We start from the raw sequence: 24,573 nt of genomic DNA on the forward strand, positions 1-24,573 counted from the left end.
AGGAGCATGGGCGGCTGTGACGGGAGCAGAAGAACCAGTCGTGGTCCTAGTGGAAGACGACCCCAATATCGCCAGTTTGGTGGACATGTATCTACGCCAAGACGGCTACCGGGTTTACCAGGCGGCCGACGGCGAAACCGGAATAGACCGCATCAAACAGCATCGGCCCAAACTGGTGATCCTCGACATCGGGCTGTCCGGCGATCTCGACGGCATCCAGATTTGCCGTGAGCTGCGTGCTACCTCCGATATCCCGATCATCATGCTCACCGCCCGCGACGGCGAGATCGATCGGATACTGGGGCTTGAGTTGGGGGCAGACGACTACGTGACCAAGCCTTTCTCCCCCCGCGAGCTGGTAGCCAGGATTCGGGCCGTTCTGCGGCGCACCGACAGCGCGGCCCGAACCTCCCTGCCCCCGGTCTTGGATATAGGAGAGGTCGAAGTCGATATCGCCCGCCGCGAGGTCCGGCTCGGCGGCCAACCGGTCGCCATCACCGCTCGGGAGTTCAACCTGCTCCAATACCTGGCCGAGAACCTGGGGCTGGCTCTCAGCCGCCGCCAGTTGCTGGACGGCGTGTGGGGATACGACTGGGTGGGCGACGAGCGCACCGTTGACGTCCATGTGCTACAGCTCCGCAAGAAACTGGGTGACGCCCTGAGGATCACCACGGTGCGGGGCGTGGGCTACCGGCTGGACTGAAGGCCCGAAATGAGGCGACGGCTTATCGTGGCGGTGCTGGGCACAGCGGCAGTATCCCTTCTGCTGGCCGGCCTGGTCTCGCTGTTGCTAGTGCGCTGGGCCGACCGCCATGCCACACAAACGGAACTGGAGCAGGAGGCAACCGTACTAGCTGTGCTGATGGAGACAACCCCGTTCGAAGAACGGCGCCGCAGCCAACGCCTGCTCCGGGCGGTGGAGGAATTGCGACGCAACGACGTGAGCGTCCTACGGGTGAGAAACCAGTCCATTTCGGGAGAGTTCCCGGATAACGTCCTTCCAGAGGACTTGCTCCCCCTGGTCGCGGGCGACAAGAAGTCCGTCAGCGGCATAAGGGGTTCGACCGCGTGGGCAGCCGCCATCGGCGAGCGGCCCGGACGGCACTTCACTGCAATAGTCCTCACCGACGACGCCGACCAGTTTCTGGGAACAGTGCTGCTATGGCTGGGGGTTTCCTCGGCCATTTCCCTGGGACTGGGCGCCTTGGTGGCCGTGGCGTTGAGCCGCAGGATATCTGAGCCAATACAACGGGCCCGCGATGCCACTCGGCAGATTGCCGAGGGCGACCTCAAGACCCGACTGCCGGTCGCAAAACGCCGGGGCGACGAGATCAGCGACCTGTCCACTTCCATCAACAACATGGCGGAATCGCTGGAGCGCTCCCAGAATCTGGAACGGCAATTCTTGATGTCCGTATCCCACGATCTGCGCACCCCGCTCACCTCGATCAGGGGATACAGCGAGGCCATCGCCGACGGTACAGCAGCGGATCAGGAGCAGGCTGCCAGAGTCATCATTGCCGAGTCGGCCCGCCTCGAGCGACTGGTGAGCGACTTGCTGGATCTGGCCCGCCTGGATGCCCGGGAATTCGCCATTGAGCACCAACTCGTGGATGTGGACGCAGTGGTGCGCCAAGCATGTGCCGGATTCGCCCAAGAAGCCGCTGAACGGGAGATTGCGTTGGAGGTGGGCATGCTCGAGCGGAGCCGTCAAGAGTCGGTTTCGGCATGGTGTGACCCCGTTCGGCTGAGCCAAATCGTGGCCAATCTGGTGCAGAATGCACTGAAATTTGCCTATTCACGGGTGGAAGTGAACTACCGGAGAGAATCCCAAGACGACGAGGAGACGGCCGTCATCTCCGTGGCCGACGACGGTCCCGGTATCAGCGAGATGGACTTGCCCCACGTTTTTGAGCGCATCTACGTCGCCAAGCACACACCCCTCCCCCAAGAGGTGGGCTCCGGCCTGGGATTGGCGATCGTGGCCGAGTTGGCTGAGGCCATGGGGGGTACGGCCAGCGTTGCCGCCCGACATCCCGAAGGCACTCGATTCACCGTAGTGCTGCCTTCACGAGCTCCCTAGCGAAACGCTGACCAGGAGCTAACTGTTCGCTCACAAAGGGCGTGGACAATAGCTGTGCTCAATTCAACACAACCCCTACCTTCCGCAGAAAGGCGGCAAACATGGGCATATCGACCATCAAGAAGCTACTCGCCGGCGGAGTGGCCGTTATTTCACTGGCCGCGGGCCTGCTTGTCGTCACCGCTGTGTCGCCACTCGGACTTGCCGGCGCCCAAGAGGTTTCCCCACAACCCACAGAGGCCCAGCCCACCCTGACGGCGGTGTCAGCCACCAGCGAGGCAACCTCGATCGAAAGCACAACAGCAGACGATTCCGCGGATGATGACGGCAGTTGTGACGGGCGCCAAAGCCGTCTGGGCAAATCCTCTCGCCATGGAATCCGAGCGAGCGCCTTGACGACGCTGGCCGAGGCTCTGGACATGGATCGAGATTCCCTGGTGGAGACCTTGCGCAATGGCCAAACCGTGGCCCAATTGGCTGGTGGCCGGGCTGACGATGTGATCGCGGCCCTGGTCCAAGATTGGACCGACCGGATCGAAGCAAAGGTGGCCGACGGAGCACTGGACCAAGACCAGGCTGATGAGATGATCGCCGGTTTGGAGGAAAAGGCCACCGATCTGGTCAACGGAGAGCGCCCTGGGCGCACCAAAAAGTTCAGAGGCGACCGCCGCGGAGGCAAAAGACACCTTGCGAGTTGACCTTGCAACGCCCGGGAATCGCACTCGTCTGTGGACTCGTGATCCTCGCGGCCTGCGGGGCAAGCGCTGATGACAATGAACCATCCCAATTCGCCTATGAGGACGCTGGCGAGCCTGGCCTGCCGGCGAATTCACCGCCAGCGTCGCCGGGAAGCCCAGCCTCAGAAGGAAATGAACCATTGGCGGGACCCCAGCGAGGCATTCCGTCGGCGGTGCTCACCCCGTCGGGCATCCCGGTCGCAGTGCTGGGACAATCTGAGGCCGGCTACCTGATCCGCACTCCGTGCGGCAGTACTGCTGAGGTCTCTGCCGGTGTGCCGATTGACAGCCCGCGGGTGGTCATCGATCCGGGACACGGCGGGAAGTGGGACACCGGGGCGGTTGGACCCAACGGGCTGATCGAGCGTGACTTGAATCTAAAACTCAGCCGTGCCGTCCTCGAAGAACTCTCCCAGAGCGACATCCCCGCCGCCACCACCCGGACGGGCGACTACGGGACATCTCTCTCGGTCCGCGCCGCCTTTGCCGATGCCCTCGGCGCCGACGCACTGGTATCGATCCACCACAACGCCCCTACGTGGAGCCTCAGCGAGCTTCCGGGCACGGAGGTGTTCGTGCAATCGGCGACCGCCCAACAAGCCCGAACTGACTCGGCTCGACTCGGCGGCTTGCTCTATGAGGAGATCACCGCCGCGATGTCGACCTTGGACAACGTCTCTTGGAGCCGCCTACCCGACGCCGGCGTGCTGCGAGTGCTGCTTCCCAGCGGTGAAGACACCTACGGAATGCTGCGCGGCCCGGCTGTCCCCGCCGCGCTCGTCGAGTACGGGTACCTCTCCAATCCTTCCGAAGCCGCCCTGTTCGCCACTGACGAATACATCCGAATCGCCGCCAAAGCCACAGCCGCTGCCATCAGCGCCTATCTGCAAACCGATCGTCCCGGCGCTGGGTTCATCCCCGAGCCGCGCTCGTTCGACCCACCGCCAGCCTCAATTCCCTGCCAAGACCCAGCGCTGGCATAGGGAGACAAGAAGCGCCGATTTTCCCATCGGCTGCCGGGCTGCCAGAAGGACGAGAGGGCTAGACCTGCTCGACGGGCGCCTCGACTGCCTCTTCGACGGGCGCCTCGACAATCTCGGCACCGTCATCGGCGGCCGCGAGGTCGGGGGCAGGAGCAACATCTTCGCCCCCCTCCAACTCGAGGGCAGGAGCAACATCTTCGCCCCCCTCTACTCCGGGGGCGGGAGCGGCAGCTTCGCCCTCCTCGGCTCCGGGGGGGAGGTTGATGGCCTCGCCGGTTTCGGAGTAGTACTGGGCCCAGGCCTGGTCTTCGTCGGCGGCCACTACTTCGTCGACCGCACCGATGTAGTTCCCCTCGGCGTCGTAGGCGTGCTCGCCGAAGTGCTCTTGGAACTCGGCGGCCACCACGCCGCCCTCGGCGGCCTGTTTGATGGACAGGCTGATGCGGCGGCGATTGACGTCGAGGTCGATGATCTTCACCCACAGCTCCTCGCCGGGGGTCACCACCTGCTCGGGCAAGTCGATGTGGTGGGAGGAGATCTCCGAGATGTGGACCAACCCCTCGATGCTCTCGCCCACCTGGACGAAGGCGCCGAACGGCACCAGTTTGGTGACCCGGCCGTACACCAGCTCGCCCACCTGGTGGCTGGAGGCGAACTCCTGCCAGGGATCCTGCTGGGTGGCTTTCAACGACAGGCTGATGCGCTCGCGGTCGAGGTCCACTTCGAGCACCTGGATCTCGATCTCATCGCCCACCTGCACCACCGCGCTGGGATGGTCGACGTGCTTCCACGACAGCTCCGACACATGGACTAGGCCGTCCATGCCGCCCAAGTCGACGAACGCCCCGAAGTTCACCACTGAGGAGACCACGCCGCTGCGGCGCTCTCCCGGCTTGAGGTTGTCCAAGAACGCCTCGCGCTGCTCCTTCTCGGTCTCCTCCAGCCAAGCCCGGCGGGATAGCACGACGTTGTTGCGGTTCTTGTCCAGCTCGATGATCTTGGCCTCGAGCGTCTGGCCGATATAGGGCTGTAGGTCGCGCACCCGGCGCAGCTCCACCAGGGAGGCCGGCAAGAAGCCCCGCAGGCCGATGTCGACGATCAGGCCGCCCTTGACCACCTCGATCACCGGGCCCGAGACCGTGCCCTCCTTCTCCTTGACCTCCTCGATGTTGCCCCAGGCCCGCTCGTACTGGGCCCGCTTCTTGGACAGGATCAGCTGGCCGTCTTTGTCCTCCTTCTGGAGGACCAGAGCCTCGATCTCCTCCCCCAGGGTCACGATCTCGCCGGGGTCGATCACGTTGCGGATGGACAGCTCCCGGGAGGGGATGATCCCTTCCGCTTTGAAACCGATGTCCAGCAGCACCTCGTCGCGGTCCACCTTGACTACCTTGCCAGAGACGATCTGGCCGTCCTCCACTTGGACCATGGTGGCGGCGTAGGCGTCGTCCAAGAACTGCTCTTCGATGTCGTGGTCGGTGATCTGGCGGGGGACGTAGTTGCCCTCGGCGTCATAGGTTCCCACGCCGTCGGGGGCGTCTAGCACTGCGGTTGCCGACGGCGGGGCGGGAGGGGCGGATGGGGTGGTATCGAGGTCGGACACGTTGGATTGAGCCTCACGGGAGGAGATGGATGGGACACAGGGCGCGGCACAGCAGCCTGAACCGGCCCGCTGATGCTAACAGCCACCGCCCCGGCGGGCTACTTGCTGCCCGACTTCTCGCTGCCGATCTACCTGCTTCTGGGCTATTTGGCGTCGGCCCAGGTGCGCCCGGACGACAGATGCACCTCGAGGGGCACTCTCAGCTGGCAGGCCCCGGCCATGGTCGCCACCGTGAGCTCGGCCGCGACGTCGTGCTCGCCCTCGGGAACCTCCAAGATCACTTCGTCGTGTACCTGGAGGATGATCCGGCTTTCGAGCCCCCGGTCTTGCAGCGCGCGGTCGAGCCTCACCAAGGCCACCTTGAATATGTCGGCGGCCAAACCCTGGATGCCCGCGTTCATGGCCTGGCGCTCGGCGGCCTGGCGAAGCCGGAAGTTGGAGGAGCTGATCTCGGGGATCCGGCGCCTCCGGCCGAACAGGGTCTCGGTGTAGCCCCGGTCACGGGCCTCGGCCACCGTCTTGTCCATGTAGTCCCGCAGCGCGGGGAACGCCTCGAAATAGGCTTCGAGGATCACCGCGGCCTCTCCGGTGGGGACGTTCAGCCGCTGGCCCAGTCCGTAGGCCTCCATGCCGTAGGCCAACCCGTAGGACACCATCTTGGCGGTGGACCGCTCCTCGATCCCCACCGCCTCGGGGTCGATGCCGAACACCTGGGCGGCCACGGAGGTGTGGATGTCTTGGCCCGACTCGAAGGCCCCGATCAGGCCGGGATCCTCGGCCAGATGGGCGATGCAGCGCAGCTCGATCTGGTTGTAGTCGGCCACCAGCAGCTCGCAGCCGGCGGCGGCCACGAAGACCTCCCGGAAAACCCGGCCGGTCTTGGTGCGGACCGGGATGTTGTGCAGGTTGGGAGCGTCGGAGCTGAGCCTCCCGGTGCGGGCCACCGTCTGGTTGAACATGGCCCGGATGCGGTTGTCGGGCTCCGCGGCCACCGCGGCCACCAGCCCCTCGCCGTAGGTGGACCGCAGCTTCTCGACCTCCCGGTAGTCCAGCAACTCGTCCACCACCGGGTGTTCGCCCCGCAGCTTCTCCAGGGTGGCGGCATCGGTGCTGTAGGCCCCGCCCGGGGTCTTCTTCTGGGGGGCGAGCCCCAGCTTGTCGAACAGCAGCTCGCCGATCTGCTTGGGGGAGTTCACGTTGAAGCTCCCCCCGCCGGCCGCGTCGATCACCGAAGCCCGGCGCCGCTCGGCATCGGAGGCCAGTTGGTCTCGCAAACGGGTGAGGCCCTCCACGTCAACCCCGATGCCCACGTGTTCCATCCGGGCCAGAACCCGAACCAGGGGCACTTCCATGTCGTCGTTGAGCAGGCGCAGGCCCTCGGCATCCAGCGCGTCCCGCAGAGGCTCGGCCAGGTGGGCCACGGCCAGGGCCTGGAGGCCGGCCTGCACCGACGGTGCCAGCGCGTCCCCGGAATCGTCGCCGAACAGCTGGCCCTCACCGGGCTGACCGGGTCCGGGAAGCTCCAACGATGTTCGGGACCTCAGCAACTCGTCCAGCTCGTAGCGACCGCTGGCCGGGTCCAGCAGATAGGCCGCGATCCTGGTGTCCACGGCCAGTCCCGCGGCATCGACCCCCCGCGACAGCAGCCACAAGACGAGCGGCTTGGCATCGTGGGCGAAAAATGGGGTGCCCGCACCGAAGAACTCAGCCAGCGCAGTGAGCCCCGCAGACTCCAGCAACTCCGCCGACAGCCACACTGCTTTGCCGCCCTCGCGGTCGGTGGCCAACGCCAAGCCCAGCAGCCGGCGACGATGGGGCTGGCGCTCATCTACCGGGTCGCCCCAGCCCGCGGCCAGCGCCACCGGGTCGCCGCCGGCAGCCAGACGGCTGAGCGTGTCGAATGCGGCCTCGGCGGTCGGCACCGTCTCGACTTCGGCCTCCAGCACCCCAGCGCTGCCGTCGGCATAGCCCAGATCAACGCTCAGCACATCGGCCACGAAGCCGTCGAACCTTCTGAACTCCAAGAAGTCGAACAGCTCCTTGACCTCGGCGGGATCGGGCCGGCCGAAATCCAGATCGCCCACACTCACATCGAGGGGGACGTCTCGCAGCAGCTCCATCAGTTCCAGGTTCAGCCTCACCCGCTCCTCGGCCGCGCCCAGGTTCTCCTGGAGTTTGGGCGTCTGGTCTTCCACATGCCGATACAGCTCTTCGATATCGCCGTAGGAGTTGATCAGCTTGGCCGCGGTCTTCTCCCCCACCCCGTCCACACCGGGCAGGTTGTCGGAGGGGTCACCCCGCAGCGCGGCGTAGGCCACATAGTCGGCCGGCCTCACCCCGGTGCGCTCCTCGATGCCGGCCTCGTCGTAGAGGGCGTAGTCCGACACTCCCCGCTTGTTGTAGAGCACCCGCACATGGGGATCCTCCACCAGCTGGTAGGCATCCCGGTCGCCGGTCACCACGATCACGTCCTCACCCCGGTCGCGGGCCTGGGTGGCCAGCGTGGCGATCACGTCGTCGGCCTCCACCCCGGCGTGCTCCACCGCAGTGATCTGGAGAGTGTCCACCAGCTTGCGGACCAGCCCCATCTGCTGGCGCAGGGTTTCGGGGGTCTCCCGCCGATTGGCCTTGTAGCTGGCAATCCGCTCGTGGCGAAAGGTGGGCTCGGGCCGGTCGAATGCCACCGCCACCCGGTCGGGGCGGTGGTCGCGCAGCAGGGTAAACAGCATCATGGTGAAGCCGTACACCGCGTTGGTCACCTGTCCGCTGGCGGTAACCATGTCCTCGGGCAGGGCGAAGAAAGCCCGGTAGGCCAGCGAGTTGCCGTCCACCAGCATCACCGTTGTTCGCTCAGCCATAGGTCTTGTCTCCACTCAGCGCCTTCAATTGGTCTGCGCTCATGTCGATGATCTCGTTGGCCACATCGGCCATTGGCCGGCGCTCGCCCATGGCCCGGTGCTGGATGAGGCTGTAGGCGTCGGCCTCCGACATGGAGCAGACGTCCATGAGGCGCCCCTTGGCCCGATCGATGGCCTTGCGGGCCTCCAGCCGGGCTTCGGCCCGCTCCACCTGGTGATTGAGCGCCACCAGCTCCCGGAAGCGCACCAGGGCCACCTCGACCGCGGGCACCAACTCGGCCCGCTCGAACGGCTTGACCAGATAGGCCAGCGCCCCGGCGCCGGCGGCCCTGGCGATCAAGTCGCGCTGGCTGAAGGCGGTGAGCAGCAGCACGGCGCACAGCCGCTCGTCGCGGATCTGGCCCGCTGCGGTGATGCCGTCGGTCCCCGGCATCTTCACGTCGAGGATGGCCACGTCGGGACGCTTCTCCCTCACCAAGTCCAGCACTTGGTCGCCCCGGCTAGTCTCACCCACCACGAGGTATCCCTCCTCCTCCAGAGTCTCTCGCAGGTCGAGCCGGATGATGGCCTCGTCTTCGGCCAGCACGATGCGAACCTGGTCGGACGGCTGAGGGGCGCCGGTCTGGGCCGACGGGTCAGGCATCGGAGTAGAACCTGTCCAGCAGATCGTCCTGCTGCTCCTCCAGGCTATGGATCTCCTCGCGCAGCCGGGCCCGATGCCGGGCCATCGTCTCCGCCTGGCGGGCGGCGTCGCGATGCTGGCGCTCTGAGGCGGGGGTCTCCGAGACCAGTGCCCGCAAACGGGCATCGTCGGCCAGATCCTCGAAATGAAGGCACTGCTCCTCGGCAACCTCGAGATCGGCTCTCAGCCGCTTCAACCGGTCGGCCACATCTGACAATCGGCGTTCCACCCTGCTCTGGGTCACGAGCCGATGCTATCGCTAGATTCTTCTCGGCTGAGCCGACATGACGACACAAGGAGCACACCTATGAGCGATGAGATCCGAGACAACGCGGTGAGCGGCAAGGCCTGGGCCGGTTTCTGCGACAGCCTGAAGGACGCCGGCCAGATCATCCTCGACAACAGCACCGACGACCTCGACCGGCTCGAGGGCTTCCGCTACTTGACACGCCTCACCCGAGGAGAGCTCGGGCGCCTGGAGAACCACGGCCCGGCCTACACCCAGATCTTGCCAATACCCCACAATGTGAAGATCGGCTGCGACAACCCCGATGCCCTCTACCAGGGTGTGCCCATAAGCGGGTCCTACGATTACCGCATACGCGGACCGCGGGGCACGGTCAATTACTTGAGCTTGAACGCGTTCTCGGGCGGTTTTGGGATGGGGTCGGCCCCGCCCGACCGACAAGGGGCTCTGGCGTTCAACGATCCCCAACCGGGCGAGCAGGTCGATGTGATCGCCAGCGCCAGCGAACCCGAGCAGCTCGAGCCCGGGCAGCGGTGGCTCCGGCTGGCACCCGATAGCAATCAGATCGCCATCCGCAACTTCTACCTCGACCGCACCGCCGAGCGGCCTTCCGAGCTCCACATCGAGTGCCTCAACGGCCCCGACGAACTACCTCCTCCGCTGAGCGCGCAACGCCTGACAAACGGCCTCGCCCGGGCCGCGCTAGGGGTACACGGCATCGCCCGGCGATTCGTCGACTGGCTGGACATGTTCCAGGAGCGGCCCAACACGCTCGAATTCCTTCCAAAGCGGGATGGTCCCGGCGGTTGGGGCGACCCCACCCAGTTGTTCCGCCACGGCTACTGGACGCTTCAGCCCGGCCAAGCGCTGGTGATCGACGTGCCGCCCATCGACGCGTACTACTGGAACTTCCAGCTCAACAACATCTGGGAGGAGTCGCTCGACTACGACTGGCTTCAAGTGACGGTCAACAAGCACACCGCGGTGTACGAGCCCGACGGCACGGCCCGTATCATCGTGGCCGACGACGACCCTGGATTCGCCAACTGGATCGACACGGCATACCGCCGCCACGGCACCATGGGCCTGCGCTACAACCAGGTGGTGGAGGACATCCCGCCCTCACTCCGGGTGATGGACGTGGCCGAATTGACCAGCTAGCCCTTGGCAACAAGGTCGATGATTCCGATTGTCGGGCGGACACCGAACCGAAGTTGAGGGGCATTGCCCCGCTCGCGGCCTACCCCGGTGGACACATAGACCGGCGTTCCGTGCAGTTCGTGCAGCCCGCCGGCCGCGACCTGCCGGGGCACGCTGGACGCAGTGATTGGAGGGCCGAAGAAAGGGATCGCGACCTGACCGCCGTGGGTGTGGCCCGAGACAAGCAGATCCACGGTTGATCCATTAAGCAGTTTGATCGCATCTGGCTCGTGGGCGAGAAGTATGCGCACGCCAGGGAGATCCTGGTCGGTTATCCGCTCGGCGATCTGTCGCGCCGCTGGCTCATAGTCGCGGCCATCTAGCGACACTCCGGCAAGATGGACGACAGCGCCGTTGATCTCAAACGTGTCGATCTCGTTGTCGAGCACCCTGGCGCCGGTTCCCCGGGTGATCCGCCAGAGGTCGGAGACAGTGTCGGAATGGCCGTTCACCAGATAGACGGTGGGCACCGCGCTGACTAGGCGCTCAACCAGCTGTGTAAATTCCGGGGCCCGCTCATCGAACTGACCAGTTTCGATCTGATGCACGTCTCCCGGGAACACGACGATGTCGGGCTCCAAGGAGATCAGGCGGTCTATCGCCTCATTCTCATAGCTGCCGATGGAGGTGGTTTGAAGATCGGCGATCACACCGATGCGGATGTCATCGCCGATGCCCTCGACGGTCAGTTGCACCGCATCCACCCGCAGCCAAAACGGCTCGATGTGGGTGGCGTAGACACCGGCCGGTATCGCCGCGAACGAGACGAGACAGAGGGCGGTGATGATCGCGGGGCAAGGGCGGCCAAACGCCAGCACGATCGCCCCGGCCAACGGAAGGCCGACCACTAGAACCAGATATACGACATGGACGACCATGAAGTGGTCTGGTCCGGTGAAAACCAGAGCGACCGCAGTCAAGACCATGGTGCAGCCGACGCCGACACCCGCCGCGCCCAGCACAACCCAGCCGGTTCCGACCCCCCGGTGAATCCAATAGGCCGAAGCCGCACCCATGGCCACCCCGGCCACCATGCCGGCGGCTATCACGTAATAGTTCACTTGTTGTGGTCCCCAGAAGACTTGCCTGCGCCCCCCCTGTGGACCCACCCGCGACCAGGATCATATGACTCCGCCGCGTGAATTGCTGGTCGGGTCTCCCCTTGCGGCTTCTGACCCGATCAATTGGCCCTATTGTCGGGAAAAGGTGCTGGAACTACCCTCATGACATGAGTCCAGAACCTGGCCACGACGTTCTGGGAATCTCAGGAGCAGACACACCGTCTGTCGAGCCGCGCCAGAGGATCAAGAAGAAGGACTACGAGCGCGAACTGGCCCGCCTCCAGGAGGAGTTGGTGCGGTTGCAGCGCTGGATCCGCCACAAGGGCCTCAAGGTGGTGGTGATCTTCGAAGGACGCGACGCGGCCGGCAAGGGCGGGGTGATCAAGCGCATCGCCGAGCGGACGAATCCCCGAGTGGTTCGGGTGGTGGCGCTGGGCACGCCCAGCGACCGGGAGAAGACTGGGTGGTGGTTCCAGCGCTATGTGGCCGAGTTGCCCACCGCCGGCGAGATGATCCTGTTCGACCGCAGTTGGTACAACCGGGGGGTGGTGGAGCCGGTGATGGGATTCTGCACTGAGGAGGAGTACAAGGAGTTTCTGCGATCCTGCCCCGAGTTCGAGCGGATGCTGGTGCGGTCGGGGATCATATTGATCAAGTACTGGTTCTCGGTGAGCGACGAGGAGCAAGAGCGCCGGTTCCACAATCGGATCAACGATCCGATGAGGCGCTGGAAGCTCTCGCCGATAGACATCGAGGGCCGCACCCGCTGGGTTAAGTTCTCCAAGGCCAAAGACACACTGTTCGCCCACACCGACATCAAGCAGGCGCCGTGGTACGTGGTCAACGCCGACTCCAAGAAGGCGGCCCGGCTGAACTGCATCTCGCACCTCTTGTCGATGATCCCCTACGAGGAAGTGCCCTGGGAGGAAGTCGAGCTCCCCGAGCGCCAAGACCGAACCGGCTACGTGCGCCCGCCGATCACGGACCAGACTTTCGTCCCCGAGATCTACTGAGCCTTGACCAAGACGCAGGGCGAAATGAAAGCTACGACGTAATGGAAATCGCTTGCCGGATGTAGGAATCGTCGGTGAGTTGTTCGACGAGGAAACCGGCAAGATCTGCCCGGCTGATGCGCTTCGTCGCTCCTGTATTGGCGGCGATGACGGCACCCGTAGCCGGCTTGTCAGTCAGCACGGCTGAGCGGACAATCGTCCAGTTGGCAGAACTCCGCTCAACGAGGGCCTCCTGAGACTGGTGGTCTGCAAAGACATTGCGCAGCATGGTCTTGAACATCAGCCGCGAACTCCACGGAATCTGAGCCCAGCTGCCCCCCACTCCTGCCGCGGAAACAACGACGAGGCGCCTGATGTTCCCGCTGCACGCAGCATCGATGATATTCGCCGTGCCACCGGCAAGGGTTGTTCGGTCCCGCAAGCCGGTGCTGCCCAAGCTCACGATGACGGCATCGTGGCCCGCAACCGCCTTTTCGACTACGTCGGAGTCGAACACATCACCTCTTGAAAGGCGCAGGCCCGACTCTGCGTCGAGCCTGTCCACGGACCGCCCAAAGGCTGTGACCTCGTGGCCTTGCTCTAGCGCACGGCTCAAGATGTGCCGCCCGGTCTTGCCCGTCGCTCCGAATACGATGACGCGCATCTGTCCTCCTTCAATTCTCACTGGCTGATGGCCGCCACATGGCCCGCTCACTCGATAGAGGGTCGGACGCCAGGGTTGAGTCCGAGTCGAGGATCATCGTCATCCGCTCGTCGAGCTCGTAACTGGGCCAGTGGCCGAGCTCGGATGTGGAGGGATCGCCGGAGCGGGCAAAAGCGGCCCACGCCGATCTCATGCCCCGGCCGAGCGCCTCGGCGGCTTCGTCGGCACCGATGAACTCACGCCAGCCGTCCACACCGAAGCCATCGAACACGAAGGGCAGGTCGATGGCGTGGAACGCCCCCATGTCAGGATCGGCCTGCGAACACCAACGGAAGTCGTACATATAGGTCAGGGTTCCGGCGGCGACCCGGAAGTCGGCGATCCGCTGGATGGGCTCTCGCATGGAGACATCGGTGTTGATGGCGGTCAGGACGTCTGAATCCGATGTCCACGCAGTGCCCGCGGCGCCTTGGCGATACTCCCCTACTACCGCGTCCACTTCGGCTGCGGTCGGCTCAGCGCCGGTTCTCTCTGCCATATGGCCGCTCACCGTGCGATGCAGAATCTGCTCGGAGCTCTGGGCGGGCAGTTCCTGTTTGAACAGGCGCAGCTCGTGGGCTGTCGCGCCGAGCAGCACATCGATGTCGGTGACTGCGCCGGTGCCAAGCAGTTCTAAGGGCTTCTCCGGGATGATCGATCCGTCGACTACGGGGTGGAACGGCATCGGCCCGACTTTGGCGAGAAGGCCCATCACGGTCTGCGACTGAGCCGCCACCACCGCCTCGGTGCTGAGTTGCCGAAGCCCGGCGACATCGCTTACGCCGGCGTGGTCCATGAAGGCCCGGGCCACCTCGGCCGCTGTGTCGGGCGTTTGGGTCATCTCGACTCCGGGGCTCTGCATGATGGCCCGGCGCAGCACTGACGAGATGTCGGGGGAGCCGAGCAGGTGCAGGATCGACCCCGCCCCCGCCGACTCGCCGAACGCGGTAAGCGTGGCCGGGTCGCCGCCGAAGCGGGCCGCGTTGGCCCCGAGCCATTCAAGCCCGAGCCGCACGTCGTGGAGACCGCAGTTTGCCGTAGTGCCCTCGCCACCCGGAATCTGGCGCAGGTCCATGAACCCCAGCGCCCCCACCCGGTAGTTAACCGACGCCACCACCACCTGCTGCTCGGCAGCCAACCTCGCTCCGTTGTAGAGCGGGAATAAGCTTCCCCCAGTCAAATATGCACCACCATAAATCCACACCAAAACCGGCAAATCCGGTTCAGCCTCCGAAGGCGCCCACAGATTGAGGGTCAAGCAGTCCTCCGACACCGCGGTCGTGCTCGTCCCCGGAATCATCCCGGTGAACGGCCCGTCAACCGACTGAATAGGATCGGGCCCAAACGACACAGCCTCCCGCACGCCGCTCCAAGGCTCCACCGCCTCAGGAGCGCAGAATCTCCACTCCCCCACCGGCGGCTTCCCAAACGGAATCCCCAAGAACTGCCGGACCGCCCCATAGGGCGTGTCGACAACATTGCCCCGAACCTGGCCATGCGTCGTCTCCACAACACCCCCCATGTCCGTTCTGTGCTGTTCCACCCAGTCGCTCCTTCAGTCCTCGCCGGGGTCTTTCGGAACTATATGGGAGACCGCGACATGGGAGATTCCCCCCTAATCGTGGAGAGTTTGTTTATGAGGGTTAGGGGTGTTGGCTTGCCCTCACAGACCACCACACCACCAGTACCGGCAGGCTGCCGCGTCTGCGGCTGATGTGGTTGTCGGGGCACCTGCTGTTGGGGCTGCTGTTGCTATGTGTCGTGGGCTTGTTTGGCTTCGATCTCGGCGACTACCTGGTCCCACACGGGGCTGCTGTATCTCTGGGCGTTCTGCCTCGCTTCGGCGAGGGTGAGCGCGCCGCCGGCGACGTCGGCGGGATCCAGTGCGCCGATCGCGGCGAGCGCCCGCTGCCAGCGGTTGACGTGGGCGAAGCCGTGGTGGGTCTGAGACGCCAGGTACTGCACCGCCGCGACGACCTGCGGATCCGCGGCATACGAACCGGTTGTGCCGGTGTCGCTGTCGGCTGTGCCGGTGTCGGGCGCGATCGGCGGCGGGTCGTCGTCGTCTGCGACGACCACTGTCGCCGAGTTGGCGGTGCCCACGTCGTAGCCGTCGCCGTTGGCGACGGTCGCGGTGACCGACCCGTCAGCCTCGTCGACCGAGTCGCCGGTCGTGGCCACGGACAGGACCTTGTCGGTAGCGCCTGCGGGGATCGTGACGGTGCGGGCGCCGGCAGCGACGCCGTAGTCGCCCGACGCAGCAACCGTGACGGTCACAGCCAGGTCCGCTGCCGGCGCAGCATCAGCGGTGACGGTGAACGTCGCCGGGTCGCCCTCGGTGACGTCGCCGCCGGCGCTGACGGTCACCGAAGGCACTACGACCGGCGGGGGATCCTGCTGCTGCTGGGCTTGGGCGGCTGCCTGGGCGGTGAGGGCTGCCTGCACTTTGGGCAGCGTGCCGACGCCGTCGGCCCAGCCGTGACGGCGCGACCGGGCGAGCCACGCCGCGATGTCCTCGTCGCTCATGCCGCCGCTGCGGCCCCCGAGCCGGTCGAGCACCGCAGTCCAGTCGCGCACCCCTGCTTGGTGGCGGCGCGCCCTGAACGACGCGATGTGCGCTTCGACCTCCGCGACCAGCGCCGGCGAGATGCCCGCGCCGCCGCTGTCCGCGTCGGGGACGGCCTGCTGCTGGTCGGCCTGGTCCTGGTCGTGGGGGGGTGCCTGCTGGTCGTCGGGCACCGGATCGCCGTCGGACACCGGGTGGGCGTTGTCGTCGACGCTGGGAGAGGTCTCCAGGTTCGGCCCGTAGCTGACTGTGACCTGGCGGTGCGCTGACGGCTCGCCGTTGTCGCGCTCCAGGCTCATCGAGATGTCATAGGCGCCGGTGGAACCGTACAACGCCGGGTCCAGCGTCAAATCGACCCGCAACAGCCTGTCCCAGTGGCCCGGCTTGACATGCATCGCGAACCAGTGCCTGGGCCCCGCGACCTTCGTGTACGACGACGGACCGGCGCCCGCCTGATCGGCGCGATGCACCGTCGCGGCCACCGGCGCGTTGTCCCACGACCCGTCCGGGCGGCCGGTCCGCAGCCGGATGCGCAACGTATCCCAGCACAACCCCGCAGACCGGCCGTAGCCCGTCGTGCAGTCGGGCGGCCCGCCGACCCTGAGCCAGAACCTTCCCAGCCCCGAACGGCTCTCGCCCGCACGGCTCAACACGCTGACCTGACCGATCACCGCCCCATCGGCGCCCACAGCATCGAAGCTCCTCAGGTCGTCGTCGACCACCCGCACCGCCATGTTGAAGTCCGACTCCGCCTCGGCCTTGGACTCGCTTCGCCGCAGGATCTTCGACAGCGACCCCGACGTGTCCCAGTTCTCGCTGAACACGTGGCGGATGATGCGGGTCTCGGACCTCACATCGCCGTCGTGAGCGGCGGTCACCGTCACCGTGCGCGGCTCGTCGTGGTCGCGGTGAGTCCACGACACCACCGGCGGGTCGAACGACAGCCCCTCGCCCACCGGGGTGATCGTCAACGGCGACCCCGCCGCCGGAACGTTGGAATTCCGCACCGTGTACTGCACCGTGCCGCCCTCATCGACGCGCAGACACTCCCGCTCGCGACAACCGAAACTGAAACGCGGGTCGGGGCTGAACACCGGATCCAACCCCCGGGAGCGCTTCACCACCACCGTGATCGGCGCGAACGCCACCGACGCGTCAGACGACGACAACAACAACTGGAACTTCGCGTCAGGCCCATTCGCGGGCAGGCCGTCCGCGCCAGTAGCCACACCGGTCACCTCCACCACCCGATAGCCCTTGTGCAGCGCAGGCTCGTCAATATCCGTATAGCCCGCCCAGTCCCGAGCACCGAAATCGAAACTGATCGACTCAGACGGCTCACGCCTCTCGCTATACACGACCTGAGTGATAGTGCCCTTTCTAACAAGACGACCAGGGCCCGAGACATAACCATCCTGCACCTGATGGCCCTCAACGCCTTCGCGTCGGTCGTGTACATTCACGTACTTGCGGCCCATATACAAAACCGCAGGATGATTCACCAAAAAACGCGACGGATCAGACGACGACGCCGTCACCTCCACCCGGCCAGTCACCTCCTTAGCCAAATCCAAACGCACAGACACCGTCTCACCCTCACCCACAAACACCACCGACGGCGCAGACACCAACGGAACCAGCGCCACGCCGTTGACACCGATCTTGAGGGATTGTTGATAGCCCGACCAGGCACCGCCACTACTACGGGTTCGGTTCAGGCTCGTGTCGGCGATGCTCCAACCCGCCGCCGCGCCGGCATCCTCGGCAGTCGACGAGGTGGACCGCAACGCGTTTCTAGTGGGCCCGAACCCAGCAGTGACATCCAACACAACGAAATAAGTGGTGTACGCCGCAAGATCGACACCACCCCCCGGCGCCGCGAACCTCAAATTCTGGGCGGTAGAGAACGTGCCGGTTGACGACGGCGTCAAAGTCCCGAGAACCGCGCCCGGACTCCCGGACGCAGCAGCATTCACCGTGACTGCCAGCTTCGAAGCCCAAACAGCATCCGTCAACCCCTCGAAATGCACATCAACACTGCTCAACGAGTAACCCGCCGAGTTGCTGCCAGTCGTAAACGCCTGAGCAAAATCGTGGAGAATCAAATTGCGAAAACTGACACTACCCCGACCCAAATTACTCACCAACACCGACCCAGTCGGCGACTGCGCCCCAGCCGACGACAACGGCACCGGAACCAGCAATGCAGCCAACACCGCCACCGTCAAGAGGCTCCTAAGAACCCCCCCCCCCCCCCCCCTTTACCTTCGAACCACTCACATTAACCTTCGAACCACTCACAAGACCTCACCCTTTCGCTGACGCCCAGAAGACCAGGACCCGACCAACACGACTATATGTTACCACATATCACCGAGTGTCCGCCAGTGAACCTCCCCGGGTGTTGCGCAGGCTGCCAGGATTCTGTGGAGGCTCACATTCCCAACATGGTTCCGACGCTATCTCGGAGCCTCCATGGCCTACGGCACAATCCGACATGCCGAACAAGCGGGGTCAAGAACCCTACCCCAGGTCTGAAACTGGGCTAACTCTCGGTCGGTTCGCTGGCTGGGTTGACGTGGACGGTGACGATCTCGAGTTCGTGGTACTGCTGATGGAGGACTGACGTCGCGTAGTGCTGAAGTAGCCGCAATGAGACGTCGCGCTCGACGGGCCTGTCTGCCGTCGGCTCGTCGAGCACAGCCAGCCGGTCCTCGATGTTCTCCCCCCGGGCCGCCGCCACGAACTCGAGCACGGCCCATCCGTCCTGCTTGCTGGCCGTGACGCGCAGCGCCCGGTCGTCTGGGGCGTCTCCGGACTGCTCGGCGTCGAGCAGCGTCACCAGTGTCTCCTCGGCGACCGCGTCGAGCCTCTGCGTCATCGGCGTCCCCCAGCCGTGGCGGGCTGCGAAGGCGTTCAGGAACTCTTGGATGCGGGGGAGTTCCGGCAATGCCAGATTTGCGCGCAGCCGATGGCGGCGGGATTGGGTGACCTCTGTGAACAGCGTCAGCACGATGGCCACGAGGCCGCCCGATGTCATGCCGTTCTCCAAGAACCCACCGGCGAAGCCCTCCAGGTATTCCGGGAAGATCAGGCTGTTCTGGAATCCGACGCCGAGCCAGAATGCGACGCCCGCGATCAGTCCCTTGCGGTAGTCCGCGGCCTCTTCAGACACGATCTTCATACCCACCACGAACAGCAGCGCCATCAGAACGGTGACGTAAGCCGCGACCACCGCGTCGGGGATAGCGAGCACTAGCGCCAAGAACTTGGGCACGAACGCGAAGACGATGAATATGGCCCCGATGGCGACACCCACGCGACGCGCCGCGACGCCGGTCAGCTCGGCAATTGAGACGCTCGTTGAGTAGGTGGTGTTCGGCACGGTGCCGGCCAGCCCCGACAGCAGATTGCCGGCGCCGTCGGCGGCCACCGCTCCCTGCACGACGCGGTAGTCCACCGCTCGCGGCTTGCGCCACGACACACGCTGGATGGCCACGGAGTCGCCGATGGTTTCGACCGCACCGATGATCGTGACCAATACGAACGCGGGCAAAAGGCCCCAGAACGCCGAGTCGAATGAGAAGTCGAAGCCGGGCCATCCGCTGTCGGGCACGCCGATCCAGGCGGCGTCGGCAACCTTGTCGAAGTCGTAAAGCCCGAAGGCGGCGGCCACGATAGAGCCGGCCGCCACGCCGATTACCGGCGCCCAGAGGCGCAGGCCACCGGAGGACTTCAACGCGATGACGATTACCAACAAGATGGTGACGAGGGCGCTTGTCGGCGCACTCCAGTCGGATTTGCCTTCCGGTGAGGCCCTAACCATGTCGAAGATCAGCGGCATCACGGTCACAGCAATGAGCATCAGCACGGTGCCGGCCACTACGGGCGTGACCAGTCGCCTGAACAGCGAGAGTCCGGCGGCGAGCAGGAACTGGAACAGCGACGACGCCACCACCAGCACCGCCAGCAAACCGGGACCTCCCTCGACCAGCGCCGTCACGCACACGGCGATGAACGCCCCCGAAGTCCCCATGAGCAGCACGTACCCGGCGCCGATGCGCCCAAACCGCACCGCCTGGAGAATTGTGCTGACACCGCTGACCGCGGCCGCCGCGAACACCGCCCAAGTCAGGTACGAGTCGCTTTCGCCCGCGGCTCGAATGACGATCGCCGGTGTGAGCACAATGCCCGCGATGGTCAGCACCGCAAACTGGAGGCCCATTCCCACAGTCAGCGCTGGCGGCGGCCTGTCGTCGGGCTCAAACCGGATGTGGCGCTGTTCTGCCGGGTCGCCCTGTCTCACGGTGCCCATGCTTGCACAGTGCCAGATGAGTCGAAACCGGTGTCCTGTCACGAGCCCAGCGCGATCGACGAGATCATGGAGAAGGTGTTCCGAGAACGCCTCAACGAGATAGAAGCGAATCTGATTGTCGATTACCCGGCACGTGCAACGATCATTAGAGATGCCTTCGATGCGCATCGAGAGTCCAGGTACAACATTATGCCTGCCGCCGACTAACACATGCGGGGCACTGGCACCTCTTGAAGTAGGCGCTGCCATGGATTAGCCCACGCATCCGACCGTTGTCCACATCGAATTGAGACCAAAGCCGCCGCACGTAGCGCTCATCCCTCCTTCCTCTTGGCTTTGAGTAATACCTGTACAAGGCACACGCGACCAGATCTGCTGCCTGGAGAGCTCTAGACGCTCGGGAATCGGCGAACATTGGGACATCAGACAGGACTTCCACCGTGTGTTCCAGACTCGTCAACGAAGCACAGATACACCAGTCCCTCCTACGCGTTCGTGCCCCGCCAGAGGCGGGGCACGTTCTGCTTTGTCGGCAGAGGAGCAAGCTCACGGAACCGAATAGGTACGGTCCTCTCCGCCAAGAGCACCTTACACTCGAAAGTACATACAAGTCACCTATTCAATCGGCGTCGAAGGACTCCGAGGCAGGCCCGCTCATCGGGCTGAGAGCAGATCGGCCTCGAAGAACACCCCGTGCACCTCGCAAACCGGGGGCGCCTGAGACACTACCCATCTCCCCCAATCAGAGTCGGCCGGACGCCCAGACATCGTCACCGGAGAATCCAATCGCTGTGACAAAACCCACTCCGGGACGCCGATCCCGTCGCGCTCGCACAAGCCGTGCACGACTGCGGCCACCAATGCCAGATCACCAGGGGTGCCGCCGGGGGGAGCCTCACCTCCGCACAGCATCTCCGCCCGCCGCTGCGGCTGGTCGTTCCAGTCCATGATGAACTGCACCACCGGCCGAAACCGCCCATGGCGGAACTGCGGATCACACATGGCCTCGGGAAGGTCCCGCACCGTCAACACCGAACGCGACTACCAACCCCGAAACCAACCCTGAAAAACCCCAACCCGTGGGTTCACAAGTTTCCGATGTCCTGACACATCACAGTGGTGCCCGGGGAGGGATTCGAACCCTCACTCCCTTGCGGGAACCGGATTTTGAGTCCGGCGCGTCTACCAATTCCACCACCCGGGCGGGGTGGCCAGTGCGGAGGGCACTGGGCTGCTCAGCGGGCTGGCTGAGGAAAGATAAGTGTACAGAGCACATGGCCCTGGAGCCTCGCCGGATATCTTGTCTGAGCGCCTATCTCCCATAGAGTGTTGAAACCCCACTGCCGTCTGAGAGGTCTGACCCCTGATGATCTGTTTCACCTATCCCGGCCAGGGATCCCAAAAGGCCGGCATGGGTTCGGCATGGGTCGACCATCCCTCGTGGGAGTTGGTGGCCGAGGCCTCTGAGGCAGCGGGGCGCGATGTGGGCCGTCTCCTGCTCGACGCCGATGACGACGAATTGCGCCACACCCGCAACTCCCAACTAGCCACCTTCACAGCGTCAATGATCGCCCTCGACGCCATCACCCGGGTGGGCATCGAGACCGCGGGCCATGCCGGACACAGCCTGGGCGAGTACTCCGCGCTGGTGGCGGCTGGGGTGGTCGACTTCGTCGACGGCGTCCGCTTGGTGACCGAGCGCGGCGAGGCCATGCAGGTTGCCGCCGAGGAGCAGGACGGCACCATGGCCGCGGTCATGGGCCTCGACGACGACCTGGTGGAGCAGGCCTGCGTTCAGGCCGACGGAGACGTGTGGGTGGCCAACTTCAACGCCCCCGGGCAGGTGGTGATCGCCGGGTCCCCTCCCATGGTGGAGGCGGCCGGGGCCATCGCCAAAGAGCTCGGCGCCAAGCGGGTCATGCCTCTGCCAGTGGGCGGCGCTTTCCACACGCCCTTCATGTCGTCGGCTCGCGACCGGCTGGCCAAAGCGGTGGACAAGACCGAGTTCCGGATTCCCGACCATCCGGTGTATGCCAACGTGGACGCCTCCGCCCACACCGGCGCCCACGCCTGGGCCGACCTGCTGAGCTTGCAGTTGACCAGCCCGGTGCGGTGGCGTCAGTCGGTCCACAACATGTGCGATGCCGGGTACACCACGTTCGTGGAGTTGGGGCCGGGAGCAGTGCTCACCGGCACGGTCAAGAGAACCGCCAAGGAATGCCAGCCGCTCAAGGTGAGCGCCCCCGCCGAAATCGACGCGGTGTTGGAGGCCCTAGCCGGGCCGCCGGTGGCCGCCGCGGGCCCGCTGGAGGGCGAGGCCCTGTTCGCCACCGAGCGGCTGGTGGTGAGCCCCGCTGCCGGAGTGTTCCAACCCACCGATGACGATCTTGTGAGCGCCGCCGTGCCCGCCGGAAAGCTCTTGGGGCAAGTGGGCGACACCGAGGTCCGCACCCCCTGGGGCGGTGTGATCATGGGATTTCTGGCCGTGGCCGGCGAGCGGGTAACCGCCAGCCAACCCATCGCCTGGCTGCGGACCAGCTAGGAGACAGGACTGATGACAAGGGCGGCCATTTCCGGCCTGGGCACCGCGAAGGGCCACAAGGTGGTGACCAACCACGACTTGGCGAAAACCCTCGACACCACCGATGAGTGGATCGTGGAGCGGACGGGCATCCACGAGCGCCGGATAGGGGGCAGCTGCCTGGAGCTGGGAGGCCAAGCCGCCAAGATCGCCCTGAAGCAGGCCGAGATCGACGCCACCGACCTCGACCTGATCATCTGCTCCACCTGCACCCCCGACCAAGTGTTCCCCGCGGTGTCCAACCGCATACAGAATGAGCTGGGGGCAACGTGCGGCGCATTCGACCTGAACGCCGCCTGCTCTGGCTTCACTTACGGGATCTCTCTGGCCCAATCCCAGATTGCCGCCGGCATGGAGCGGGTGCTGGTGGTGGGGGTGGACACCCTCAGCCGGTTCACCGACTGGGACGACCGCTCCACCGCCATCTTGTTCGGCGACGGCGCCGGTGCGGTGGTCATGCAGCCGACCAGCCGCGACGACCGGGGGGTGCTCAGCACCTACATGGGCTCCGAAGGCCGTTTCGCCGACCTTTTGACATGCGACTTCAGCGACCTCTTCATCCGCATGGACGGCAAAGAGGTGTTCCGCCAAGCAGTGCGGGTCATGGTCTCAGCCAGCAGGCGGGTGCTGGCCGACGCTGGGATGGAGGCATCCGAGGTGGACGCAGTCGTGCCCCACCAGGCCAACGCCCGAATCATAGAGAGCGCCATGAAACGCCTGGGCATCCCCTTGGAGAGGGCGGCCACCGTGCTCGAGTCCACCGGCAACACCTCCTCTGCGTCGATCCCTCTGGCCATGGACTCGGCCGTTTGCAAGGGCAGCATCCAAGACGGCGACCTGGTGCTGCTCGTGGGCTTCGGCGCGGGCATGAGCGTGGCCGCCGCGCTGCTACGCTGGGGCCAGTGAGCACATCCAGGGTCGTCCTGGTTACCGGGGGGAACCGGGGCATCGGGTTGGCCACCGCCATCGACTTGGCCGAAGACGGCCACCGGGTGGCCGTGACCTACCGCAGCGGACGCCCATCGGCCAACGGCCAGGTCGATCTGCTGGGCGTACACTGCGATGTAACAGACGAGAGCCAGATCGACGCCGCCTTCACCGAGATCGAAGAACAACTGGGGCCCGTCGAAGTGCTCGTATCGAATGCGGGCATCACCCGGGACAAGCTGGTGATGCGCATGAGCGAGAACGACTTCACCGAGGTGATCGACGCCAACCTGACCGCGGGCTACCGGGTGGCCAAACGGGCGGCCCGGTCGATGATGCGCAAACGCTGGGGGCGCATCGTGTTCGTGTCGTCGGTGGTGGGGATTATGGGACAGGCCGGCCAGGCCAACTACGCCGCATCCAAAGCCGGGCTAATCGGTCTGGGCCGATCGCTGGCCAAGGAGCTGGCCAGCCGGAACATCACCGTCAACGTGGTGGCGCCCGGCCCAGTGGGCACCGACATGCTCAACGAATTGGACGAGGATCGCCGCTCGGCCATCATTGAAGCGGTGCCCCTCGGGCGGTTGGGCGATCCCGCCGAAGTGGCTGCCGCCATCTCATTTCTGGCCTCCGATGCCGCCGGATATGTCACCGGGGCGGTAATTCCGGTAGACGGAGGCTTGGGCATGGGAGGATAAATGCCCGTACAACACACGATCGACCCCGTCCAAGGACTTCAACGTCCACGACTAGGAGAAGAATCAGCGTGAGCGACGACAACTTCACCCGTTTCCAGAACTGCACCATGGAGGTGCTCTCGGTGGAGGCCGGCCAGGTCACCCCCGAGGCCAGCTTCGCCGACGACTTGGACTCGGACAGCCTCGACTTGGTCGAGTTGGTCATGGCGCTCGAAGAGGAATTCGACATCGCCATCGACGAAGAAGAGCTAGAGGGCATCGAGACCGTGGGCCAGGCCTTCGACTTGGTGACCGTCAAACTGGGATGACCCCACAGCCATCCGACGAGACCAGTACCGGC

At 65.1% G+C, this 24,573-nt stretch carries 22 protein-coding genes and 1 tRNA gene; 11 read left to right on the forward strand and 12 right to left on the reverse strand.

The features are described from left to right. Nucleotides 1–16: 16 nt before the first annotated feature. The 4 genes from ACOGXA_RS05235 (at nucleotide 17) to ACOGXA_RS05250 (ending at nucleotide 3,803) form a co-directional block, all read left to right on the forward strand. Complete coding sequence (locus ACOGXA_RS05235) at nucleotides 17–703, forward strand: response regulator transcription factor (RefSeq protein ID WP_419926226.1); 687 nt, start codon at nucleotides 17–19, stop codon at nucleotides 701–703. 9 nt (nucleotides 704–712) lie between these two features. Further along, nucleotides 713–2,083 carry a sensor histidine kinase gene (locus ACOGXA_RS05240; protein ID WP_419926227.1) on the forward strand — a complete coding sequence of 457 codons (1,371 nt, stop codon included), beginning with the start codon at nucleotides 713–715 and terminating at the stop codon, nucleotides 2,081–2,083. Nucleotides 2,084–2,184: 101 nt separating this feature from the next. Continuing rightward, complete coding sequence (locus ACOGXA_RS05245; RefSeq protein ID WP_419926228.1) at nucleotides 2,185–2,781, forward strand: hypothetical protein; 597 nt, start codon at nucleotides 2,185–2,187, stop codon at nucleotides 2,779–2,781. A 179-nt stretch (nucleotides 2,782–2,960) separates the two neighbouring features. Beyond that, entirely contained in the window at nucleotides 2,961–3,803 is an 843-nt protein-coding gene (locus tag ACOGXA_RS05250; RefSeq protein WP_419926229.1) for an N-acetylmuramoyl-L-alanine amidase family protein, read from the forward strand. Between the two features lie 58 nt (nucleotides 3,804–3,861). Here ACOGXA_RS05250 and rpsA read toward each other — a convergent pair whose 3' ends face one another. The 4 genes from rpsA to ACOGXA_RS05270 form a co-directional block, all read right to left on the reverse strand. Next, complete coding sequence (gene rpsA / locus ACOGXA_RS05255; protein ID WP_419927047.1) at nucleotides 3,862–5,325, reverse strand: 30S ribosomal protein S1; 1,464 nt, start codon at nucleotides 5,323–5,325, stop codon at nucleotides 3,862–3,864. A 221-nt stretch (nucleotides 5,326–5,546) separates the two neighbouring features. Continuing rightward, the gene (gene polA, locus ACOGXA_RS05260; RefSeq protein ID WP_419926230.1) at nucleotides 5,547–8,261 is read right to left on the reverse strand and encodes a DNA polymerase I; all 2,715 of its coding nucleotides are present in this window, start codon (nucleotides 8,259–8,261) and stop codon (nucleotides 5,547–5,549) included. Then, nucleotides 8,254–8,904 carry an ANTAR domain-containing response regulator gene (locus ACOGXA_RS05265; RefSeq protein ID WP_419926231.1) on the reverse strand — a complete coding sequence of 217 codons (651 nt, stop codon included), beginning with the start codon at nucleotides 8,902–8,904 and terminating at the stop codon, nucleotides 8,254–8,256. The genes polA and ACOGXA_RS05265 overlap by 8 nt, the downstream gene beginning before the upstream one ends. After that, nucleotides 8,897–9,187 (reverse strand): hypothetical protein, encoded by a 291-nt coding sequence (locus tag ACOGXA_RS05270; protein ID WP_419926232.1) that lies wholly within the window; start codon nucleotides 9,185–9,187, stop codon nucleotides 8,897–8,899. Before ACOGXA_RS05270 ends, ACOGXA_RS05265 begins: the two co-directional genes overlap by 8 nt. A gap of 63 nt (nucleotides 9,188–9,250) precedes the next feature. On the opposite strand from ACOGXA_RS05270, the gene ACOGXA_RS05275 reads away from it, so the two are divergent. Continuing rightward, nucleotides 9,251–10,351, forward strand: coding sequence for a hypothetical protein (locus tag ACOGXA_RS05275; protein ID WP_419926233.1), 1,101 nt, complete (start codon nucleotides 9,251–9,253; stop codon nucleotides 10,349–10,351). Here ACOGXA_RS05275 and ACOGXA_RS05280 read toward each other — a convergent pair. Next, nucleotides 10,348–11,451 (reverse strand): metallophosphoesterase, encoded by a 1,104-nt coding sequence (locus tag ACOGXA_RS05280; protein ID WP_419926234.1) that lies wholly within the window; start codon nucleotides 11,449–11,451, stop codon nucleotides 10,348–10,350. The genes ACOGXA_RS05275 and ACOGXA_RS05280 overlap by 4 nt on opposite strands. 167 nt (nucleotides 11,452–11,618) lie before the next feature. Between ACOGXA_RS05280 and ppk2 the strand changes: the two genes are divergently transcribed. Then, nucleotides 11,619–12,464: a polyphosphate kinase 2 gene (ppk2, locus tag ACOGXA_RS05285; RefSeq protein WP_419926235.1), complete on the forward strand. Its 846-nt coding sequence runs from the start codon at nucleotides 11,619–11,621 to the stop codon at nucleotides 12,462–12,464. Between the two features lie 31 nt (nucleotides 12,465–12,495). Here the strand turns inward: ppk2 and ACOGXA_RS05290 are convergent, their stop codons facing one another. From ACOGXA_RS05290 to ACOGXA_RS05305, 4 genes are all read right to left on the reverse strand, one after another. After that, nucleotides 12,496–13,107 carry an NAD(P)-dependent oxidoreductase gene (locus tag ACOGXA_RS05290; protein ID WP_419926236.1) on the reverse strand — a complete coding sequence of 204 codons (612 nt, stop codon included), beginning with the start codon at nucleotides 13,105–13,107 and terminating at the stop codon, nucleotides 12,496–12,498. Between the two features lie 10 nt (nucleotides 13,108–13,117). Further along, complete coding sequence (locus ACOGXA_RS05295) at nucleotides 13,118–14,689, reverse strand: carboxylesterase/lipase family protein (protein WP_419926237.1); 1,572 nt, start codon at nucleotides 14,687–14,689, stop codon at nucleotides 13,118–13,120. Nucleotides 14,690–14,898: 209 nt separating this feature from the next. Further along, complete coding sequence (locus ACOGXA_RS05300; protein WP_419926238.1) at nucleotides 14,899–17,934, reverse strand: choice-of-anchor R domain-containing protein; 3,036 nt, start codon at nucleotides 17,932–17,934, stop codon at nucleotides 14,899–14,901. A gap of 323 nt (nucleotides 17,935–18,257) precedes the next feature. Then, a complete protein-coding gene (locus ACOGXA_RS05305; protein WP_419926239.1) occupies nucleotides 18,258–20,027 on the reverse strand; it encodes a uracil-xanthine permease family protein in 1,770 nt (589 codons plus the stop codon). A gap of 9 nt (nucleotides 20,028–20,036) precedes the next feature. Between ACOGXA_RS05305 and ACOGXA_RS05310 the strand changes: the two genes are divergently transcribed. Next, nucleotides 20,037–20,234 (forward strand): hypothetical protein, encoded by a 198-nt coding sequence (locus tag ACOGXA_RS05310; RefSeq protein ID WP_419927060.1) that lies wholly within the window; start codon nucleotides 20,037–20,039, stop codon nucleotides 20,232–20,234. On the opposite strand, the gene ACOGXA_RS05315 is transcribed toward ACOGXA_RS05310, so the two are convergent. The 3 genes from ACOGXA_RS05315 to ACOGXA_RS05325 form a co-directional block, all read right to left on the reverse strand. Then, nucleotides 20,215–20,577, reverse strand: a complete 363-nt coding sequence (locus ACOGXA_RS05315; protein ID WP_419926240.1) for a DUF3800 domain-containing protein — start codon at nucleotides 20,575–20,577, stop codon at nucleotides 20,215–20,217. The genes ACOGXA_RS05310 and ACOGXA_RS05315 overlap by 20 nt on opposite strands. A 104-nt stretch (nucleotides 20,578–20,681) precedes the next feature. Beyond that, nucleotides 20,682–21,059: a hypothetical protein gene (locus ACOGXA_RS05320; protein ID WP_419926241.1), complete on the reverse strand. Its 378-nt coding sequence runs from the start codon at nucleotides 21,057–21,059 to the stop codon at nucleotides 20,682–20,684. Between the two features lie 85 nt (nucleotides 21,060–21,144). Next, nucleotides 21,145–21,231 (reverse strand) — tRNA-Leu (locus tag ACOGXA_RS05325). A 162-nt stretch (nucleotides 21,232–21,393) separates the two neighbouring features. Here ACOGXA_RS05325 and fabD point away from each other — a divergent pair. From fabD to acpP, 4 genes are all read left to right on the forward strand, one after another. Next, nucleotides 21,394–22,569 carry an ACP S-malonyltransferase gene (gene fabD / locus ACOGXA_RS05330; RefSeq protein WP_419926242.1) on the forward strand — a complete coding sequence of 392 codons (1,176 nt, stop codon included), beginning with the start codon at nucleotides 21,394–21,396 and terminating at the stop codon, nucleotides 22,567–22,569. A gap of 12 nt (nucleotides 22,570–22,581) precedes the next feature. Continuing rightward, complete coding sequence (locus ACOGXA_RS05335; protein ID WP_419926243.1) at nucleotides 22,582–23,514, forward strand: beta-ketoacyl-ACP synthase III; 933 nt, start codon at nucleotides 22,582–22,584, stop codon at nucleotides 23,512–23,514. Then, nucleotides 23,511–24,233, forward strand: coding sequence for a 3-oxoacyl-[acyl-carrier-protein] reductase (gene fabG / locus ACOGXA_RS05340; protein ID WP_419926244.1), 723 nt, complete (start codon nucleotides 23,511–23,513; stop codon nucleotides 24,231–24,233). Before ACOGXA_RS05335 ends, fabG begins: the two co-directional genes overlap by 4 nt. Before the next feature lie 68 nt (nucleotides 24,234–24,301). Continuing rightward, on the forward strand, nucleotides 24,302–24,541 hold the full coding sequence (acpP, locus tag ACOGXA_RS05345) for an acyl carrier protein (protein ID WP_419926245.1): 240 nt from the start codon (nucleotides 24,302–24,304) through the stop codon (nucleotides 24,539–24,541). Nucleotides 24,542–24,573 lie beyond the last annotated feature (32 nt).

Source organism: Candidatus Poriferisocius sp. (assembly GCF_965208475.1).
Taxonomy (GTDB): domain Bacteria; phylum Actinomycetota; class Acidimicrobiia; order Acidimicrobiales; family Bin134; genus Poriferisocius.

Bases quoted from the DNA above. Each gene is read 5' to 3' on its own strand.
- ACOGXA_RS05240 (WP_419926227.1), top strand. From the start codon at position 713: ATGAGGCGACGGCTTATCGTGGCGGTGCTGGGCACAGCGGCAGTATCC.
- ACOGXA_RS05245 (WP_419926228.1), top strand. From the start codon at position 2,185: ATGGGCATATCGACCATCAAGAAGCTACTCGCCGGCGGAGTGGCCGTT.
- polA (WP_419926230.1), bottom strand. From the start codon at position 8,261: ATGGCTGAGCGAACAACGGTGATGCTGGTGGACGGCAACTCGCTGGCC.
- ACOGXA_RS05265 (WP_419926231.1), bottom strand. From the start codon at position 8,904: ATGCCTGACCCGTCGGCCCAGACCGGCGCCCCTCAGCCGTCCGACCAG.
- ACOGXA_RS05275 (WP_419926233.1), top strand. From the start codon at position 9,251: ATGAGCGATGAGATCCGAGACAACGCGGTGAGCGGCAAGGCCTGGGCC.
- ppk2 (WP_419926235.1), top strand. From the start codon at position 11,619: ATGAGTCCAGAACCTGGCCACGACGTTCTGGGAATCTCAGGAGCAGAC.
- ACOGXA_RS05290 (WP_419926236.1), bottom strand. From the start codon at position 13,107: ATGCGCGTCATCGTATTCGGAGCGACGGGCAAGACCGGGCGGCACATC.
- ACOGXA_RS05305 (WP_419926239.1), bottom strand. From the start codon at position 20,027: ATGGGCACCGTGAGACAGGGCGACCCGGCAGAACAGCGCCACATCCGG.
- fabD (WP_419926242.1), top strand. From the start codon at position 21,394: ATGATCTGTTTCACCTATCCCGGCCAGGGATCCCAAAAGGCCGGCATG.
- ACOGXA_RS05335 (WP_419926243.1), top strand. From the start codon at position 22,582: ATGACAAGGGCGGCCATTTCCGGCCTGGGCACCGCGAAGGGCCACAAG.